15 protein-coding genes are annotated in these 17,554 nt (G+C 67.3%); 3 read left to right on the forward strand and 12 right to left on the reverse strand.

The genetic code is table 11. From position 1 onward, the window contains the following. Positions 1 to 10: 10 nt before the first annotated feature. Both tssK and tssJ read right to left on the reverse strand, forming a co-directional pair. Positions 11 to 1,345 (reverse strand): type VI secretion system baseplate subunit TssK, encoded by a 1,335-nt coding sequence (tssK, locus tag HWY37_RS20120; RefSeq protein ID WP_176089712.1) that lies wholly within the window; start codon positions 1,343 to 1,345, stop codon positions 11 to 13. Positions 1,346 to 1,362: 17 nt separating this feature from the next. Beyond that, positions 1,363 to 1,917 carry a type VI secretion system lipoprotein TssJ gene (gene tssJ / locus HWY37_RS20125; protein WP_176089713.1) on the reverse strand — a complete coding sequence of 185 codons (555 nt, stop codon included), beginning with the start codon at positions 1,915 to 1,917 and terminating at the stop codon, positions 1,363 to 1,365. Between the two features lie 139 nt (positions 1,918 to 2,056). Here tssJ and HWY37_RS20130 point away from each other — a divergent pair, with 139 nt between their 5' ends. Together HWY37_RS20130 and HWY37_RS20135 are read left to right on the forward strand one after the other, a co-directional pair. After that, positions 2,057 to 2,428: a TssQ family T6SS-associated lipoprotein gene (locus tag HWY37_RS20130; RefSeq protein WP_175205463.1), complete on the forward strand. Its 372-nt coding sequence runs from the start codon at positions 2,057 to 2,059 to the stop codon at positions 2,426 to 2,428. Between the two features lie 27 nt (positions 2,429 to 2,455). Continuing rightward, positions 2,456 to 3,235 (forward strand): FHA domain-containing protein, encoded by a 780-nt coding sequence (locus HWY37_RS20135; RefSeq protein WP_176089714.1) that lies wholly within the window; start codon positions 2,456 to 2,458, stop codon positions 3,233 to 3,235. A gap of 4 nt (positions 3,236 to 3,239) precedes the next feature. On the opposite strand, the gene tssH is transcribed toward HWY37_RS20135, so the two are convergent. The 10 genes from tssH to tssA all read right to left on the reverse strand — a co-directional run bounded on the left by tssH (position 3,240) and on the right by tssA (position 14,644). Then, positions 3,240 to 5,852 carry a type VI secretion system ATPase TssH gene (tssH, locus tag HWY37_RS20140; protein ID WP_176089715.1) on the reverse strand — a complete coding sequence of 871 codons (2,613 nt, stop codon included), beginning with the start codon at positions 5,850 to 5,852 and terminating at the stop codon, positions 3,240 to 3,242. A gap of 14 nt (positions 5,853 to 5,866) precedes the next feature. Next, positions 5,867 to 6,979 carry a type VI secretion system baseplate subunit TssG gene (gene tssG, locus HWY37_RS20145; protein WP_373418154.1) on the reverse strand — a complete coding sequence of 371 codons (1,113 nt, stop codon included), beginning with the start codon at positions 6,977 to 6,979 and terminating at the stop codon, positions 5,867 to 5,869. Positions 6,980 to 6,983: 4 nt separating this feature from the next. Further along, positions 6,984 to 7,616, reverse strand: a complete 633-nt coding sequence (locus HWY37_RS20150) for a DUF3540 domain-containing protein (protein WP_176089716.1) — start codon at positions 7,614 to 7,616, stop codon at positions 6,984 to 6,986. A 31-nt stretch (positions 7,617 to 7,647) separates the two neighbouring features. Then, on the reverse strand, positions 7,648 to 9,552 hold the full coding sequence (gene tssF / locus HWY37_RS20155) for a type VI secretion system baseplate subunit TssF (RefSeq protein ID WP_176089717.1): 1,905 nt from the start codon (positions 9,550 to 9,552) through the stop codon (positions 7,648 to 7,650). Continuing rightward, the gene (tssE, locus tag HWY37_RS20160; RefSeq protein ID WP_175205459.1) at positions 9,552 to 10,103 is read right to left on the reverse strand and encodes a type VI secretion system baseplate subunit TssE; all 552 of its coding nucleotides are present in this window, start codon (positions 10,101 to 10,103) and stop codon (positions 9,552 to 9,554) included. Before tssE ends, tssF begins: the two co-directional genes overlap by 1 nt. Continuing rightward, a complete protein-coding gene (locus HWY37_RS20165) occupies positions 10,103 to 10,918 on the reverse strand; it encodes a type VI secretion system accessory protein TagJ (RefSeq protein WP_176089718.1) in 816 nt (271 codons plus the stop codon). The genes tssE and HWY37_RS20165 overlap by 1 nt, the downstream gene beginning before the upstream one ends. Before the next feature lie 12 nt (positions 10,919 to 10,930). Beyond that, complete coding sequence (locus HWY37_RS20170) at positions 10,931 to 11,398, reverse strand: Hcp family type VI secretion system effector (protein ID WP_088607795.1); 468 nt, start codon at positions 11,396 to 11,398, stop codon at positions 10,931 to 10,933. Between the two features lie 71 nt (positions 11,399 to 11,469). Continuing rightward, positions 11,470 to 12,972 carry a type VI secretion system contractile sheath large subunit gene (gene tssC / locus HWY37_RS20175; protein ID WP_176089719.1) on the reverse strand — a complete coding sequence of 501 codons (1,503 nt, stop codon included), beginning with the start codon at positions 12,970 to 12,972 and terminating at the stop codon, positions 11,470 to 11,472. Between the two features lie 31 nt (positions 12,973 to 13,003). Then, positions 13,004 to 13,555: a type VI secretion system contractile sheath small subunit gene (gene tssB, locus HWY37_RS20180; RefSeq protein ID WP_175205456.1), complete on the reverse strand. Its 552-nt coding sequence runs from the start codon at positions 13,553 to 13,555 to the stop codon at positions 13,004 to 13,006. Positions 13,556 to 13,594: 39 nt separating this feature from the next. Further along, entirely contained in the window at positions 13,595 to 14,644 is a 1,050-nt protein-coding gene (tssA, locus tag HWY37_RS20185) for a type VI secretion system protein TssA (RefSeq protein ID WP_175205487.1), read from the reverse strand. Between the two features lie 522 nt (positions 14,645 to 15,166). Here tssA and HWY37_RS20190 point away from each other — a divergent pair. Then, entirely contained in the window at positions 15,167 to 17,554 is a 2,388-nt protein-coding gene (locus tag HWY37_RS20190) for a type VI secretion system Vgr family protein (RefSeq protein WP_175205455.1), read from the forward strand.

Below are 17,554 nucleotides of genomic sequence, written 5' to 3' on the forward strand. Positions count from 1 at the left end.
TCGGCCGCGCTCAATCGCGCAGCGCCCAGAACTCCATCGTCAGCCCGGGAAAGTCGCCCGCCAGATGCAGCGCGAGCGCGCCGGTGCGCTCCAGCTGTTTCCAGAATTCGCCGCTCTTGTCCAATTCGAAGTAAACGTGTCCCGCGCTGTACGGGATCTGCCTCGGCGCCACCGGCAACGCGCGCACGGCCACACCCGGCAGCTGCAGGTGCACCAGGTCGCGAATGCGCTCCACCGGGCCGATCTTGACCTGGGCCGGAAAACGCGAGCGCACGGTCTCCACGCCCAGGTCCGCATGCACCGCCAACACGAAGCCGGCCGACTGCAACAGCTCGGCATCCTGGATCTGCGCCACGCGCACGCCCTGCCCCCGGTCCTGCAGCGGAATCTGCAGGGCGCGCTGCTCCAGCACGGCCGACAGCGAGCGGCGCAGCTCGTTCATCAAGGGCGTGAAGCTGCCCTGCAGGTCATCGTGCGCATAGCCAGGCAACACGCCCGGCCGCCGCGTGGCGGAGGTGAAGGTGGCCAGGTCGCAGGCCAGCATCAGCCAATCGTGGAACAGCCGCTCCGGATGCTGTGCGGGATGCTGGCGCGCATGCCAGAGGGCCCCCAGGTATCGGTTGACCGTCTCCAGCAACATGAAATCGGACACCTCGGACACGCCGCCGCGCCCCGGCTGCGACAGGCGCGAGGCCAGCGCCTCGCTGCGCGCGTCGAGCAGGCCCTGCAACTCGTCGACAAAGCCGCGCAGGACAGGGTGCTCGCCCGCCGCCAGCCACGGCGCCACGTAGCCCTCGTCCAGCACCACCCGGTTGTCCGAACGGCGCTCCACCACCCGCGCAATGCCCAGGCCCAGCCAGTCGTCGGTGAGATCGTCCTCCAGCATCAGGCGCAGCCGCAGCCGGCCCAGCTGCATCAACACAGGCTCCAGCGCGACCGAGCCGCTGTCTTCCACCTCGGCCTCGTGCACCAGGTAACGCGCCAGCGTGTCCTCTTCGCCTTCGTAGATGACGTCGCTGGCGCCGGGACGCATGCGCGGCAGCGCCAGCACGACGCGCGCGCCATGGGTCTGCGCCGGCACCTCGAACGCCGCGGGCGCCGCGTCGGGATGCGAGAAATCGAAAGGCGTGCCGTCCGGCATGACGCCTTGCGCCCGCGTCAACGCCACCTTGCCGACCGCCAGGGCGTCGCGGTCCAACGTCAGCTGGCTGAACCCCCAGAAGAAGCCCTGGACCGCCGCCGCGCGCTGTTGCGCGGCATGCATCATGTAGCGCTCGAACTGCTGGAAATGCTGGGGCCGCAGGAACATGCCCTCCGACCAGATCACCTTGTCTCTGCTCACCATGTCCGGTTCTCTATGTTTTAAAAAGGCCACCACGAACGGCTGCGGTCCACTTCCTCCAGTCCGTCGCGCTTGACCGCGACCTTCACCGTCTCCTCGTTCGGTGAAAACTGCCAGACCTTATAGATGTTGGTGTTCTGCGCCTCCGGCAGGGCCACCAGCAGCCGCCACTTGCTCTGCTCCAGTTCCCGGTAGGCCGCGACCACGCCCACCACGCGCGCCTCGGCATTGCCGGGGTACTGCACCACCTTGGTCTCGCCCGGCTTCAGGATCACCTGGTCAACGTTCAGCAGCTCCGCGCCCAGCGCCGCGTGGGCATCGCCCTGCAAGGTGAAGAAATCGCGCGATTCGAAGATGCTGGCCGACTTCAACTCGTAAATCGTCACCTGCACCGGCGACGGCCTGCCGCTGGCGTTCTGGTTCACTTTCGGGTCCGCCCGCAGCTCGATCGCATAGGGCACCGGCACGCGCTTGGCCGTCGACGAACATGCGGCAAGCAGCGCGGCCAGGGCCACGCCCGCCGCGGCCGCGGCCACGCGCCGCAACGGCCTGCCGCGACGTTCCAGCGGGATCATTCTCTGGCAGGGACCTCTCATAAGACCTCGGAAATAAAAGTACACACGTCTGTTACGCCGCGACGCATACCTTGCACGGCGGGCCGCTATCATCGGCGGAATGACCAGGCCTACTCACCCCGACCGACATGCCCGCGCCATGAAACTGCCTTTCCGCATCAGCTTGATATCCGGCCTCGCGCTGCTTGCAGCCTGTGCCACCACGCCGTCGCCACAGGCGGTCGAAGCCCTGCAGCAGGTCCGCGACGAATATGCCGCCAGCCGCTTCGGCGCCGTCATCCGTACCGTGGCGACTTCCGACGCGCTGGCCTCCGCGCCCACCCCCATGCGCGTCGAAGCGTTCAAGCTCCAGGCGTTCAGCTACTGCGTGACCAACTATCGCCAGCTGTGCGAAGACAGCTTCGCGCGCATCCTGCAATTGCAGCCCTCGTTCCAGCTCGCGCCGAACGAGGCCGGCCATCCCCTGTGGGGCCCGGCCTTCCAGGCGGCGCAGGCCTCCCAGAACCGCTAACGCGCCGACGGCGCCCAGGAGACTGGCGTGAAGCTCACCGTGTTCCAGCGTGCCGGCGACCCGGCCTTCGAACCCATCCATGCCGTGTTCACCGCGCCCGGCGGCACGGTGGGTCGCAGCCCCGAGAATCTCCTGGCCCTGCCCGATCCCGCGCGCGCCATCTGCCGTGTCCAGGCCGCGATCCGCGTCAACGACGCGGACGCCGCCTTCATCGAGAACCTGAGCGACATGAGCCGCGTCAGCGTCAACGGACAGCCGCTGGCCCGCGACCAGGAAGTGCCGCTGAATCCGGGCGACGAACTGCAGATCGGCGACTACCGGCTGCGCAGCGTGGCGGACGAGCCCGGCGCTGAAACCGCCGAAGGCATCGCAGCCGGCGTCGCGGCCGCGGCGGTGGACGACGACATCTTCAGCGATCTGATTGGCCCCGGCACCTTGCCCGTCGGCAGCGCGCCCGACGTTTCCACCCATCCCTTCGACCTGGATTCCGCGCAGGCGCGCAACCCCGAGGATCCCTTGCGGCAGTTGCCGCCCGGCGACGGCGTGGTCTCGCGCCCGCCCACCGATCCCCTGGCGCTGTTCGACGCGCCAGGCGACGGCACGCCCAGCATCTTCTCGGACGGCACGCCGTCCACCCTGCCCGCCCACGATCCGCTGGCCGAGCATCGCGCCCACCCGGTGGACCGCGCCCTGGGCGGCTCGCGGGAATCCGCCGACGGCCGCAGCGCGCCCGATCACCTGCAGGAGATCGGCGGCTTCATGCGGCCCGCGCCCGTCAAGCCCAAGCCCGGCGACAAAGACCGTTGAACGCTCAGGCATAGTCATAACGGAACTCCCCGTCCGCGGCTGACAGGCCCACCCTGCTCAGCCTGCGGTCCTGCATCGACGCGCCCAGCAGCTCGCGGCTGATCCGCGGCAGCACCGTGTTGGTCAGCACCGCATCCACCATGCGCGCGCCCGACTCCACTTCCGCGCAGCGCGCCACCACCAGCGCCGTGGCGTCCGGCGTCACTTCCAGCACGATGCCGTGATGCTCCAGCAGGCGGCGGCGCACGCGATCGAATTGCAGGTCCACGATGCGCGCCAGCATGGCATCCGGCAGGGGCAGGTATGGCACCGCCACCAGCCGGCCCAGCAAGGCCGCCGGAAAGGCCTGCAATAGCGGCTCGCGCAGCGCGGCCGCCAGCGCCGGCCCGTCGGGCATGAGCGCCGGGTCGCTGCACAGGGCCGCGATCCGGTCCGCGCCCACGTTGGAGGTCAGGATGATGATCGCGTTGCGGAAGTCGATGTAGCGCCCTTCTCCGTCCTCCATCCAGCCCTTGTCGAAGACCTGGAAGAAGATCTCGTGCACGTCCGCGTGCGCCTTCTCCACCTCGTCCAGCAGCACCACGCTGTAGGGCCGCCGGCGCACCGCCTCGGTCAGCACGCCGCCCTCGCCATAGCCCACGTAGCCGGGCGGCGCGCCCTTGAGCGTGGAGACGGTGTGGGACTCCTGGAACTCGCTCATGTTGATGGTGATGAGGTTCTGCTCGCCGCCATAGAGCGCCTCGGCCAGGGCCAGCGCGGTCTCCGTCTTGCCGACGCCGCTGGGGCCGCACAGCAGGAACACGCCCACCGGCTTGTCCGGATCGGTCAACCTGGCGCGCGAGGTCTGGATGCGCCGCGCCACCGTCTCCAGGCCCTCGCGCTGGCCGATCACGCGCTTTTCCAGCGTGTCGGCCAGGGCCAGCACCGCCTGCGCCTCGTCGCGCAGCATGCGGCCCACGGGAATGCCGGTCCAGTCGGCCACCACGGCCGCGACCGCGGCCGCATCGACCGCGCAATGCACCATCGCCGCCTCGCCCTGGCTGGCCGCCAGCGCTTCGCGCGCCTGCGCCAATGCGTGGCGCTGGTCCTCCTGTTCGTCCGAGGACGCCAGCTCCAGCGTCTCGCGCAGCGTCAGCACATGCCCGGCCAGCGCTCGTTCCGACTCCCAGCGCGCCGCCAGCGCCTGCTCGCTATCGGCGGCGCCGGCCTGTTCGGCCGCCAGGCGCTCCACCCGTTGCGCATCGCCTTCGCCCAGGCGCAGTTCACGCTCGGCGATGCGCCGGGCCAGCGCCAGCGCCTGCACGCGCCTGCGCGCATCCTCCAGGCTGGCCGGCACGGCATGCTGGCTGACCGCGACGCGCGCGCAGGCCGTGTCCAGCAGCGCCACGGCCTTGTCCGGCAACTGGCGCGCCGGGATGTAGCGGTGCGACAGGCTCACCGCCGCTTCGATCGCTTCGTCCAGCAGCAGCACGCCATGATGAGCCTGCAGGGTTTCGGCCAGCCCGCGCAGCATGCCGAAGGCGCGCGCCTCGTCGGGCTCGTGCACCTGTATGACCTGGAAACGGCGGCTCAGCGCCGGGTCCTTCTCGATGTACTTCTTGTATTCCGACCAGGTGGTCGCGCCTATGGTGCGCAACTGGCCGCGCGCCAGCGCCGGCTTCAGCAGGTTGGCCGCGTCGCCCGTGCCCGCGGCGCCCCCGGCGCCCACCAGCGTATGGATCTCGTCGATGAACAGCACGATGGGTCTCGGGCTTGCCTGCACCTCGTCGATGACCCCGCGCAACCGCTGCTCGAACTCTCCCTTCACGCCGGCCCCGGCCTGCAGCAGGCCGATGTCCAGCAGGTACAGCGCCACATCGCGCAACTGCGGTGGCACTTCGCCCGCAGCCAGGCGCAGCGCCAGGCCCTCGACCACGGCGGTCTTGCCGACCCCCGCTTCGCCGGCCAGCAACGGGTTGTTCTGGCGGCGCCGCATCAGCACGTCGATGAGCTGGCGGATTTCCTCGTCGCGCCCGGACACCGGATCGATCGCGCCTTCGCGCGCCCGCGCGGTCAGGTCGACGGCGAAGCGCGCCAGCGCGGAACCGCCTTCGCCCGGCGCCCCTGCCTCGGCGGGAGCGGACGCCGTCTGCGCCGCGTCTTCCGGCGATCCCTGCACGATCTCTTCCAGCTGCTCCAGCAACTGCTCGGGCGCGATGCGCGAGAACTGCGCCGACATGCCCAACAGCACGTGGCGCAAGGCATAGGTCCTGGCCAGGCCGGCCAGCAGATGGGCGCTGCGGATGCGCGCCGCGCCATAGCGCAGCGATCCCAGCGCCCAGGCTCTTTCAACCGCGTGATCGATGTGTTCGGACAGGTCGGAGACCGAACCCGCTCCCGCCGGCAAACGGTCCAGCTCGGCCGTCAGGTCGGCCTGCAAGGCCGCCATGTCCAGTTCGAAGCGGCGCGCAATGCGGTGCAGGTCGCTGTCCTGGGCGTGCAGGATCTGATGCAGCCAGTGCACCAGTTCGACATAGGGATTGCCGCGCAGCTTGCAGAACGCGGTGGCGCCTTCCAGCGTCTGGTAGAGCAGCGGGTTGAGCTTTCCGAAGAGATCGATGCGGCCGATATCCGACATGGCGTGGTGGCGCGTCAAGCGCGCGTGGGAGTTGAGGTTGGGGCCGGCGGCCGGCCACGTTGCGGGACGCGCCCGCGGCTTTCATAGTCCAGCACGAGGTCGCAAGCCTCGCCCTGCTCCGGCCGGCGCTTGCCCAGCCAAGAAGACAGGCCCAGGGGCCGCTGAGCGCCCAGGGTCAATCCGCGCGCGTCCTCTGCCCGCAGCACCGGCCGCAGGTCCCAGGCCAGCTCCATGCCGATGTAATGCCGGACCCAATGCGTCAGCTGGCGCGCGCGCGTCCCGCCCGGCAGAAAACTCAGGTAGTCCTCCAGCGCCAGCGGACCGATCTCGATCCGGAACTTGTGCTGGGCATCGCGCACCGCCACTCCCAGCACGGTGTCGCGCCCCAGCCCCGCGAAGCCGCCCAGACCCAAGCGCTGTTCGGGCTCCAGGCGGATCCATTGCGGCACGAATTCGCGGATATGCACCGGCATGCTGAAAAACGATTGCAGGATGTGCTTGAGCCCTTCCGGATTGCGGGTCTGGCGCGTCAGATGGCCCGCCATGTAGTACTTGGCGTGATCCAGCACGGCGTCGCGGCGCCGCATCGACGGCTCGCCCATGTGCAGCAGGCTGGCGACGTAGCGCGTGAAGCGCTCGTCCTTGCGATCCAGGCTGACCGTGCTCTGCGCGTCGGCCCAGGCGCGGTAGAACAGCAGGATGAGCCGGTGATGGAACACGTCGGCGAAGGCGGACAGGGTGCGGTCGCCGTGGTGCGCAACGCGCTCGTGGGCATGTTCCGTCAGGTGCAGGGGCAAGGGACCGTTCGGGCCGAACAGCCCGAAGCTGTAGATCGAAAGCTCCGCGGGCCGCCCGCCCTCGGCGGGCCGCGCGCGCGCGACCGTGGACGGTGCGAACGCCAGCGACGGTTCCTGCCGCAGCCGCACCGGCTCGTAGCGCGCCACCGTATCGCGTCCCAGCGGCTTGCGCCCGCCCGCCAGCGCGTCTATCCAGCGCAGGGCGTGAAACAGGTCGTGGGCATGGGGCTCACGCTCGACCGTGAGCCACCATTGCGCCAGCGCGCCGGAAGCGGCAGCGGAAGCTGCGGGCGCGCGGATCGGATCGGAGGCGGGCTGGGCGTTGTCCACCGTCCTACCCCATGTGGATCTGCTTGGCGTCCACCTTGACCAGGTCGCCGCCGGTCACCACGGTATAGGCCGCGTGCAATCTCGCGCTCTGCTCGGCCTGGAAGTCGATCGCGCCGGCGCGAACCTGGTCCATTTCGCTGACGCTGCGCAACGACAGCCGCGCCATCAGGGTCATGCGGTCCAGCACCGCCTCGTAGCTCTTGCCCACCAGCCGAAACTCGCCCACGGTGGCGTGCAGCTGTTTGGCCACCATGCGCATGCGCCCGCAGGTATGGCGTTCGTCCTCGGCCTCCACCGCGTACTCGGACGCCCGCACGCGCACCGCGCCGGCGCTCTGCAGCAGCACATCGCCCGTCCGCGAACGAAGAGTCAGCTCGCCTTCGGTTTGCAGCGTGGCGCGCGCGGGGTCGGCCTGCACCGTCACCGCGATCAGGTAGACGCGCGCCGGATCGGGGCCGCTGATCAGCACCTCGTCGCCGGGCTGCGGTTCCAGCAGGCAACTGGCGGCGCGCTGCGCGTTCCAGACGCGGCCATCGCAGGCCACGGCATAACTGCCGTCGGCTTCACGGCGCAGCAGCTCGCCCAGCAAATGGACGGGATCGTAAGCCATGCGGCTCAGGTGTGCGGCGGACTTCATCATGCGCTCCTGTACGTGGAGGAATGCCGGCCTAGACCACGGGCCGGCGTCCCATGCGGGGCTTGTAGCGGGCGATTTCGCCACGCTGCAGGGTCGACAGGACCAGCTCCGACATCAGGTTGATCGATACGTGGCGCGCGAAGAATTGCTCCAGCACGGCGCCAAACAGATAAGGGCTGATGCCCGAGAACGCGGTCTCGTCCACCTGCAGCGCAATGCGCACGCCGCGTCCATGGACGATGGGACCGGGCACGGGCAGGCGATGGTGCACGGGGATGGCGCTGACGTGTCGCAGGCCGGAGATGTGGCGGCGCACGGCGGGCTCGGCCAGGTTGCCGTAGACATGCAGCATCTCGCGCAGGGTCTGGGCGCCCTGCTCCGCATCCAGGTCGGTCAGGCTCAGGTAATTCAGGCCCAGGTGGCTGATCAGATGCCATGTCGCCGCATTCTCGGCCAGCGCCGCGCGCGGCCGCGTGGGGCCGTGCAGCACCTTCACCGCGCGCACGGGCGCCGACACGCGCAAGGTCATGTCGGTCTCGGACCCCAGGGGCAGCAGCAGCGCCAGATCGCGGTTGGTGCACAGGGTTTCCAGCGTCAGGTGGCGCAGGTCGCCGGAGAACGGCGCCTCCTGCCGGTCCACCAGCGACAGGAACACTTCGCTGCCGATATAGCCGCTACGGGTGCCGTTGCGCTGCGCGATGTCGGACACCAGCCGCGGCTCGCGGCGCACGGAAAAATACGCGCCATAGTCGTCGGGATCGCTGCCCAGCGAACCGTAGAACGGCCGGAACTCCTGCTCCTGGCGCTGCGCCGACGCATGGCCGGCAACCCGGGTCACGCCATAGACCTCGTAATCCAGCGGCCGGCTGCGGTCGATGACCACGTGGTACTCGGAGGTCCTGGGCGTCACCGCCACGCGGTCCGCCCGCTTGGGAAAGAGGTTGATCACCGGCACGCAATGCAGGGCCAGGTTGGCGGCCGATATGGCGCCCTCCAGCTCCGGTGCCGCCATCGAGAACAGCAGGGTCAGGTCGAAGGCGCGGGTCTCGCGCTGCGCGCCCTGCGGCGGCGCGGGCGTGCGCAGCCCCTGCTTCAGTCCGTTGATGCTGAAGAAGAGATAACGCTGGGCGAACGCGAAATACTCCTGCAGCAGGCGGTAGCCCTGGAACACCCGGGCATCGGCCGGCAACAGCGCCTGCTCATCGGCAAAGCCTTCATGGCGCACGGCATCGGCCGGCAACCGGTTGATCCAGGCCACCGGACGCGCCGTATCGTGGCCCAGCACCGCCACCGTGTGCCCCATCAGCACTTCCAGCAGGCGCTGCATCTGCAGGTCCTGGCCGTTCAGGTGAAAGACCAGCTGATCCAGGTCCAGGTCTTCCAGCCGCTGCCCGCCGCCGACTTCTATCCGGATGCGCAGCGCGCTCAATACGCGCGCGGCGCGGCCCGCCAGGCCCAGGCGCGCCAGCGGCAGGTCCTGCGGCGCCGCTGTGAACTCCGCCTGCGTCACCTGCAAGGGCCACAGGCGCAGGGCGTGGCCGGTAGTGAAATCGCAGGGCGTCTGCTCGCCGCGCGCCACGCGGCCGCGCAACAGGGTGCCGCGTGGCAGCTCAAAGCCTCCCGCCAGGGTGCCTTCATTCATGCTGGGCGAGAACTGCACGATCGCCATCGCCGGGGTGGGCGCCAGATAGCCGGGGTACACCACTTCCAGCAAGCGTTGGGAAAAGCGCGGAAATTCCGCATCCATTTTCATGTGGATGCGGGCGGTCAGAAAGCTGAAGCCCTCCAGCAGGCGTTCGACGTAGGGATCCGCCACCTCGGTGGCGTGCATGCCCAGCCGCCCAGCCACCTTGGGGTGAGCCTGAGCGAATTCCGCGCCCAGCTCGCGCAGATAGACCAGTTCCCGGTTGTAGTAATCCAGCAGTCGGTCGTCCATCAGACACCGCCCAGATCGCGCAGATCCATGTGGCCGCTCTCCAGGTCGATGTCCGTGCGGAACAGGAACTCAAGCGGCTGCGGCACGCACCACAGCATGCCGCGTATTTCCAGGCTCAGGACGTTGTGGTGCTCCAGCGTGCCGGCATCCGACACGCAACGCACTTCCACCGAGGAATCCAGGATGCGCGGCTCGAATGCCGCAATCGCGTCGCGGATCGACTCCTCGACGTCGATCCAGTCGATCTCCGACATGCGCTTTCCCGCCATGGCGCGCACGCCGAAATTCAGCGTGGAGGCGGCCACTGGCCGATGCGCCGACAGATCCTGCGTCGTCTGCAGGTTCACCGTGTTGAGCAGCCAGCGCAAATCCCGCAGCACGGCCGCGCGCAACGCCTCATGCGTCAGCATGGCGTGTTCGCGCGGCTCTTCGCGCTTGGCGGGATCGTTGTCCATCAGGCGGTCCAGCAGCGAAGGCTGCAGGCGGTCGCGCACCGCGCGCTGGCTGCGCGACAAAGGCTCCCAATCGCCCGGACGGTCGGCGTGGCCCATCACGCCAGCTCCAGGCTGCGCACGTCGAGCAGGCCGAACTCCGCGGCATCGGTCAGCCACAGCTTCTGTCCCACGCCGGCATAGGTTTCACCATGCAGCGCGCGCCAGTCCGTCATCCGGCCCAGCTTGGCCACGTCGGACAATTCGGCCATGCGCTCGCCAGGCGCCGCCGGATAGCGGGCCGGCACCAGCCCCTGCTGCACTCGGCCATCGTCCAGCTCGATCTCGGCCTGCGCCCAGACCAGGTCGCACAAGCCCTCGGGTCCGAGCAGGCGCACTCGCTTGATGGCGGCGAAAGGCAACCAGACGTACCGTCCTCCCGCCAGGAACTCGAAGACCGGACCCAGCCGGCTGTCGCCGTCGCAGATCCACTGGAACGCTTCGGCAGCGTCCTGTCCGGCCAGCGCCAGGAATCCCGGACGCGCGGGGGCGTCCTGCAACGCCTGGGCGCGCAGGTCGGCCGCCTGGGCGGGCGAGGCGCCGTCCAGGCGCAGCGCCGAAATCAGGGCCCGCAGCCAGTCGTCGGGGTGGTTCAACAAAGCCGGCTCGCCTTGTCCGGCCAGCACGGCTTCGCGCTCGCGCTCGGCGGCGATGGCGCTGGCGTACAGCACCTGCATCGGACGCGCCTGCGCGTCGAGGTGGCCGCACACATTGAGCTGTTCGGCCGCGCGGGCCCAATCGCCCTGCGCCGCCAACAGCTGGAACAGCTGCGTGCGCAGGTCCGCGTCGGCAGGACGCCGACGCACCTGCGCCTGCAGCTCGTCCAACTGGCCGGCCAGGCTGATTGCGCCGAAAGGAACTGCGGCAATGGACATGGGCGCTCCGTCCTAGCCCACTTCCTTGTTCTGCTTGATGTCCCAGGCCACCAGGCTTTCCGCGCCCTTGCCGCCCTTGTCGGTCTGCTCCCAGTACTGCTGTTTGACCTTGGCCGCCTGGAAGGCGAAGTTCACCACCACGCCCTCGGCGCTGCGGTCGCCGGAAATCTGCACCGACGACACCAGCACGTCTTCCAGCGTGATCTTCGAATACTCGATCTGCTCGCCGCCCGCCTTGCACATGGACAGCTCGATCTTGCTGAGGTGCTTGCCGCTGGCGCAGTGCTTCATCACGGCCGGCGCGGCCTTGTCGATGCGGGCCACCACGTGCAGGTCGTTGAAGCTGGCCTTGCCCGCGCCTAGCCCGCCGCCGCTGGCGAGGTTGCCTGGCTGGGTGGCGCCCCAGGAAAAGGACACGATGTCGGTCCAGTCCTTGTGGTTGGCGTCCTTGGACTCGCCGTTGGCGCCATCGATCTTCATGAACATATCCACTGCCACATCAGTCTCCTGGAGTTAAGGGGCGCGGTTGCGCCCCGATTCGTCAGCGCCATTCAACCTTCGTTCTGTTTGAGCGAAGGCAGCTTGGATACCAGCCGCAGCGACACCGTCAGCCCTTCCAGCTGATAGTGCGGCCGCAAGAAAAACTTGGCGGAGTAATAGCCTGGGTTGTCCTCGATTTCCTGCACCTGCACCTCGGCGGCGGCCAGGGGCTTGCGCGCCTTGGTCTCCTGCGAGGAGTTCACGGGATCGCCATCCACGTAGTTCATGATCCAGTCGTTCAGCCAACGCTCCATGTCGTCGCGCTCGCGGAAGGAGCCGATCTTGTCGCGCACGATGCACTTCAGGTAGTGCGCGAAGCGGCAGCACGCGAACAGGTAGGGCAGGCGCGCGGCCAGCTTGGCGTTGGCGGAAGCGTCCGCCTCGTAGTAGTCGTGCGGCTTTTGCAGCGACTGCGCGCCGATGAAGGCGGCAAAGTCGGAGTTCTTTCTGTGCACCAGCGGCATGAAGCCGTTCTTGGCCAATTCCGCCTCGCGCCGATCGCTGATCGCGATCTCGGTCGGGCACTTCAGGTCCACCCCGCCGTCATCGGTGGGAAAGCTGTGGCAAGGCAGGTTCTCCACCGCGCCGCCGGATTCCACGCCGCGGATCGAGGTGCACCAGCCGTACAGCTTGAACGAGCGGTTCACGTTGGCCGCCATCGCATAGGCGGAATTGGTCCAGGTGTAGCGGTCGTGGTTGGCGCCGTCGGTGTCTTCCTCGAAGTCGAACTCGTCCACCGGATTGGTGCGCGCGCCGTAGGGCAGCCGCGCCAGGAAGCGCGGCATGGCCAGTCCGATGTAGCGCGAGTCCTCGGACTCGCGCAGACTGCGCCAGGCGGCGTATTCGGTGTTGGTGAAGATCTTGGTCAGGTCGCGCGGGTTGGCCAGCTCCTGCCAGGAATCCATCTGCATCACATTGGGCGAGGCGCCCGCGATGAAGGGGCAATGCGCGGCGGACGAAATCTTGGCGATTTCACCCAGCAGTTCCACGTCGGGCGGACTGTGGTCGAAGTAGTAGTCGCCGACCAGGCAGCCTATGGGTTCGCCGCCGAACTGGCCGTACTCTTCCTCGTACACGCGCTTGAAGATCGGGCTCTGGTCCCAGCCCACGCCCTTGTGGCGCTTGAGCGTGCGGCCCAGTTCCGACTTCGACATGCACATCACGCGGATCTTCAGCAGCTCGTCGGTCTCGGTGTTGGTGACCAGGTAATGCAGGCCGCGCCACGCGCCCTCCAGCTGCTGAAAGTCGGGATGGTGCATCACGCGGTTGATCTGTTCCGACATCTTGCGGTCGATCTCGGCGATGATCGCCTGGATGGTGCGGTAGGCGTCCGAGGACAAGCCGACGCCGCTGTTCTCCAGCGCCTGGTGCGCCAGCGTGCGCACGGCATGCTCCACCGCTTCCTGCGCCTGCTCGGTCTTGGGCTTGAATTCCTTCTTCAGCAGGGCGGACAGATCATCCGCCTGCAGGGTCTCGACAGCGCGCGCGTCGGCGCGTTTGGCCACTGCGGTCATGGCATTCTCCGAAAATCGATTCGAGCGGAAACTACGCGGCGGGATCCGGGGCCGGCGCATCGGATGCGCCCGCCTCTTCCTGCGGCTTCGGCGCGGCCGCCAAGGCGTTCATCAGCGCCGGATTCTTGAGCACGTTGCCGATCAGCTCCTCGGCGCCGGTCTTGCCGTCCATGTACGTCAGCAGGTTCGCCAGCTGCGTGCGCGCGCTCAGCAATTCGTTCAGCGCGCCGACCTTGCGCGCGACCGTGGCCGGCGAGAAATCGTCGATGCTCTCGAACGTGACGTCCACGTTCAGATTGCCTTCGCCGGTCAGCGTGTTGGGCACCTGGAACGCCACGCGCGGCTGGACGGAACGCATGCGCTCATCGAAGTTGTCGATGTCGATGTCCAGGAACTTGCGCTCGCCGACTTCCGGCTGAGGCGTCTCGGACTTGCCGGCCAGATCCGCCAGCACGCCCATCACGAAAGGCAGCTGGATCTTGCGCTCCGCGCCGTAGATCTCCACGTCGTACTCGATCTGCACCCGCGGCGCGCGGTTTCTTGCAATGAACTTCTGGCCGCTTCCCTTCAGGCTCGTCGCCATGGTGTCGTCTCCTCTTGTTGCTGCGGCGGTTGCCCCGCCTCAGGGGTCCTGCCGGTTGTCCTCTGTGCGCGGCAGCCAAGCCTCGAATTGCTCCAGGCCCTGGGGCGCCAGGTTCCTGATGATGTCGTGAAAACTCATCGGGATGAGCTGCTGCGCGCGGCGGATGAGATAGGGCGCGGGATGGCCGGGCTCGTTGGCTTCGAAGTAGGCGCAGACCTTGGCCAGCATCGCCACGGCCTCGTCGCGCGACCGGATCGTCGCGTCCTGCCAGCATGCGGCGTGATCCGCCGCGCTCGCGACCTGCTGCGTGGCGGGAGCCTCCGTCGCGGCCCGCGCCTCTTCAGGCGGTGCCGCGCCCGGTCGCAAGGATTGCGGATCGCGCGCCGCGTCCAGCACCAGGTCCAGCGTGCGCAGGATGGCCGCATAGTCGGGCGCCCAGGCGGCGCCCAATTTGTCGGTCACGAGTTTCTGGATGCGCCGCAACGCATCGGCGGCGGACGCCAGCGCCTGCACGTCGGCATCGCCCTGCGTCCAGGCCTGGCGCAAGCGCTCGACCAGGCGCGGACGCCCGCCGGGATAGCCGTCCGCATCCTGGCGGCTGCCGTCCAGCAACGCTTCGGTATCGCGCACCGTGAGTTGCCCGTGCACGCCGCTGATCAGGCTGGCCGAACGCAGGCTGCGCGCACAGCCCTGCATGTCGCCAAAGGCCGCCAGCGCATTCATGCGCGGCATGGGGTCGTCTTCGCCCACGCAGTCCAGACGCGGATGCAGCGGCTCCCAATAACGTTCAAGGGTATCGACGGCCAGCGCCAGGCCATCGCCATAGCCGGGCAAGCCGCGGATTTCGGTCCAGGCGGAGGTCAGCAGGCCGATGATGCGCAGGTCGCGCGTGCGCTCCAGCAGCGCGCGGGCCAGGCGTTCGACCTCGTGCCAGTCAGGCGGCTGCGCGGCAATGATGGTCGAGCCGAACTGCTGTTCGTCACGGCCCGCCGCGGCTTGCTGCAGCTGCAGGAAGTCGGCGTCGTATTCGAGGTCTTCCCCGCAGGGCAGACGTGAATCGAGTGTATTGAGGATGTCGGCGAATTCCATAGTCATCACTTAAATGCCTGCTGGGATGCTGCCTTGATACAACCACTACGCTCCGCGCTGCTTCACGGAAGGGTGAATTCTAGGCATCTCTTTCCGCATGCAACGGCAACCTAACAACTCCAGATTTTTCTTACAGATGGCTAACACCGACGTAAACAATTGAATACGGACTCTCCTGCTGTGCTGATTTTTTGACACACACCTTACGGAATCCGCAGCGTCGCCGATGGGTTGTTACCGAAGCGTAAAAAACACAAAAGCATGTGAGACCGCTACTCATGCGCTTTGGGCGCTGCCTACAATCGGCGCTCACGCTGGCGGCAGACCGGCGCGCTTTACGATTCAGAGACAGATTTCCCCGGCGCCGGCCCTCTTCTTTCGCCGTGCCCACTCTTGCAAGCGGCCCCATCGCGTGGCCGGCCTTCCCATTGCAGTCATCGCGGCGCGCCCACGCGTGTCCGCGAAAAATCCAGAGCAGCAGTACACGCAGCAACAGGCGAATTCTCATAAGGAGACGGTGAGATGGACCGCAACGTGCCCAGCGAACGTGTCGTCAAGGCGCATACGCCCCTGCCGCCGGAACAGCTGAAGTTCCGCGCCATGAATGGGGCCGAGAGCCTTTCACAGCTGTTCGAACTGGAGGTCGAGCTGATCTCGGAGTCCTATACGCTGGACATGAAATCGCTGCTAGGCAAGCCGCTGACGCTGGAGATCGAGACCGGATCGGCCACGCCGCGCTATCTCAGCGGACACGTCACGCGCTGCGTGCTGGTGGGCCGCGAGAACAACACCTCGCGCTACACCATCTATCGCGCCACGGTGCGGCCCTGGCTCTGGTACCTGACGCAGACCTCGGACAACAAGATCTTCCAGAACAAGAGCGTGCCCGACGTGATCCGCGAGGTGCTGAAGGATTACGACTATCCCGTCGAGTTCAAGCTGGTGGACAGCTACCGCAGCTGGGAATATTGCGTCCAGTACCAAGAGACCGACTACGCCTTCATCAGCCGCCTGATGGAGCATGAGGGCATCTACTTCTGGTTCAAGCACGACAAGGGCAAGCACACGCTGGTCCTCACCGACGACATCACGCAGCACGACGCCGTTGCGGACTACGAGCAGATCCCCTACTACGGCCCCGACCGCATCACGATTCCGCGCGAGGATCATGTCTATAAGTGGGAAGTGGCCGAACAGATCACCCCCGGCGCCTTCGCCACCACGGACTACCATCCGCTCACGCCCGCCGCCAGCCTGGAGGCGCGGCGCAACAATCCCGGCGCCCACGACCACGGCGACCTGGAGATGTTTGAGTGGCAGGGCGGCTACACCAATCCCGACGACGCCGAGCACTACACGCGCGTCAGGCTGGAAGACCTGCAGTGCAGGAAGGAACAGAGCACCGGCGGTTGCAACGCCCGGGGGCTGGCCACCGGCCGCCTCTTCACGCTGCGCAATCATCCGCGCCAGGCCGAGAACCGCGAGTACCTCGTCGTCAGCACCTACTACCGGATCCGCGAGACCGGCTATGCCAGCGGCCAACCCGAGCCCGGCAACTTCGATCTGGAGTTCGTCGTGCTGCCTACCAGCACGCAATTCCGCGCGCCGCGCGTCACGCCCGTGCCGCGCACCCACGGGCCGCAGACGGCCACGGTGGTCGGCAAGGAAGGCGAGGAGATCTGGACGGACAAGATGGGCCGCGTCAAGGTGCAGTTCCACTGGGACCGCTACGGCAAGAAGGACGAGAACAGCTCGTGCTGGGTGCGCGTGTCCAGCCCCTGGGCTGGCGGCGGCTTTGGCGGCATCCAGCTGCCGCGCGTGCGCGACGAAGTGATCGTGGACTTCATCGGCGGCCAGCCCGACCGCCCCATCGTGATCGGCCGCGTCTTCAACGCCAACAACCTGCCGCCCTGGGACCTGCCGGACAACGCCACGCAAAGCGGCTTCCTGAGCCGCTCCAAGAGCGGCACGCCGGCGACGGCGAACGCGCTCATGTTCGAGGACAAGAGCGGCAGCGAACGCATCTGGCTGCATGCCGAACGCGAACTCTGCACCGAAGTGGAGGCCAACGAATTCCATTCGACGGACAAGACCCGCACCACCACCATCGGCGACAACGACACCACCCGGATCGGCGGCAACCGCGACATCAAGGTCACTGGCACCGACAATCTGCGGGTCGAGAAAAAGCGCGACGTGTTCGTCAAGGGACATGAGGAATACACCGTCAAGGCCTCGCGCACGGTCAACGTGAAAGATGGCCTGATGGAAGAGAAGTTCGACAACGGCCTGAAGACCACCGTCGCGGCCAAGGGCGAGGAACGCGAGATCACCGGCCTCTTCAAGGAAACGTTGAAAAATGGCGAGCAGGTGTACGTGAACGAAGGCGACTCGCTGCATCATGTGAAGACCGGCGCCCTCACCGAAAAGGCCAAGGGCAAGGTCGAGCTGCTGTCCACCGACGCGAACATGGACGTGAAAGCCAAGACCGCGATGCTGGTGCAGTCCGAGACCGCCACCATGGACCTCAAGGCCAAGGGCAAGATAGACATGGAGTCGGAAGGCTCGACCGTGCTGGTCAAGGCCGACGGCAACATCACGCTGAAGACCCCTGCGGAAGTCATCATGGACGCGTCCCACGTCAAGGACCTTTCCAAGAAGAGCTGGCTGCAGGCCACGCCGTTCTCCATCGGCCTGGCGGTGGCAAAGGCCGAATTCGGCATGCACCGTGTCGCGCTCTTCCGCTCCACGGTCATGCTGAACATTTCCTTCACCAACTACGCCATGGTCAGCAGCATCGGCCAGCTGGTGTCCTACCGGACCACGGGGTCCAGTTATCAGTTCGACGCCGTCGCCGCGGAAAAGGTGGGCCTGGGCGCGTCGATGGTCGGTCTCTGGAGCATTATCTGA

It is taken from the genome of Achromobacter anxifer (genome assembly GCF_903652925.1).
In the GTDB taxonomy this organism is placed as follows: Bacteria; Pseudomonadota; Gammaproteobacteria; order Burkholderiales; family Burkholderiaceae_B; genus Achromobacter; species Achromobacter anxifer.

Excerpts from the sequence above, each read along its gene's own strand:
- HWY37_RS20150 (WP_176089716.1), bottom strand. The coding sequence starts at position 7,616 with ATGAAGTCCGCCGCACACCTGAGCCGCATGGCTTACGATCCCGTCCAT.
- HWY37_RS20165 (WP_176089718.1), bottom strand. The coding sequence starts at position 10,918 with ATGTCCATTGCCGCAGTTCCTTTCGGCGCAATCAGCCTGGCCGGCCAG.
- tssE (WP_175205459.1), bottom strand. The coding sequence starts at position 10,103 with ATGGGCCACGCCGACCGTCCGGGCGATTGGGAGCCTTTGTCGCGCAGC.
- tssA (WP_175205487.1), bottom strand. The coding sequence starts at position 14,644 with ATGGAATTCGCCGACATCCTCAATACACTCGATTCACGTCTGCCCTGC.
- tssF (WP_176089717.1), bottom strand. The coding sequence starts at position 9,552 with ATGGACGACCGACTGCTGGATTACTACAACCGGGAACTGGTCTATCTG.
- tssC (WP_176089719.1), bottom strand. The coding sequence starts at position 12,972 with ATGACCGCAGTGGCCAAACGCGCCGACGCGCGCGCTGTCGAGACCCTG.
- tssK (WP_176089712.1), bottom strand. The coding sequence starts at position 1,345 with ATGGTGAGCAGAGACAAGGTGATCTGGTCGGAGGGCATGTTCCTGCGG.
- HWY37_RS20170 (WP_088607795.1), bottom strand. The coding sequence starts at position 11,398 with ATGAAGATCGATGGCGCCAACGGCGAGTCCAAGGACGCCAACCACAAG.
- tssJ (WP_176089713.1), bottom strand. The coding sequence starts at position 1,917 with ATGATCCCGCTGGAACGTCGCGGCAGGCCGTTGCGGCGCGTGGCCGCG.
- tssH (WP_176089715.1), bottom strand. The coding sequence starts at position 5,852 with ATGTCGGATATCGGCCGCATCGATCTCTTCGGAAAGCTCAACCCGCTG.
- tssB (WP_175205456.1), bottom strand. The coding sequence starts at position 13,555 with ATGGCGACGAGCCTGAAGGGAAGCGGCCAGAAGTTCATTGCAAGAAAC.
- HWY37_RS20130 (WP_175205463.1), top strand. The coding sequence starts at position 2,057 with ATGAAACTGCCTTTCCGCATCAGCTTGATATCCGGCCTCGCGCTGCTT.
- HWY37_RS20190 (WP_175205455.1), top strand. The coding sequence starts at position 15,167 with ATGGACCGCAACGTGCCCAGCGAACGTGTCGTCAAGGCGCATACGCCC.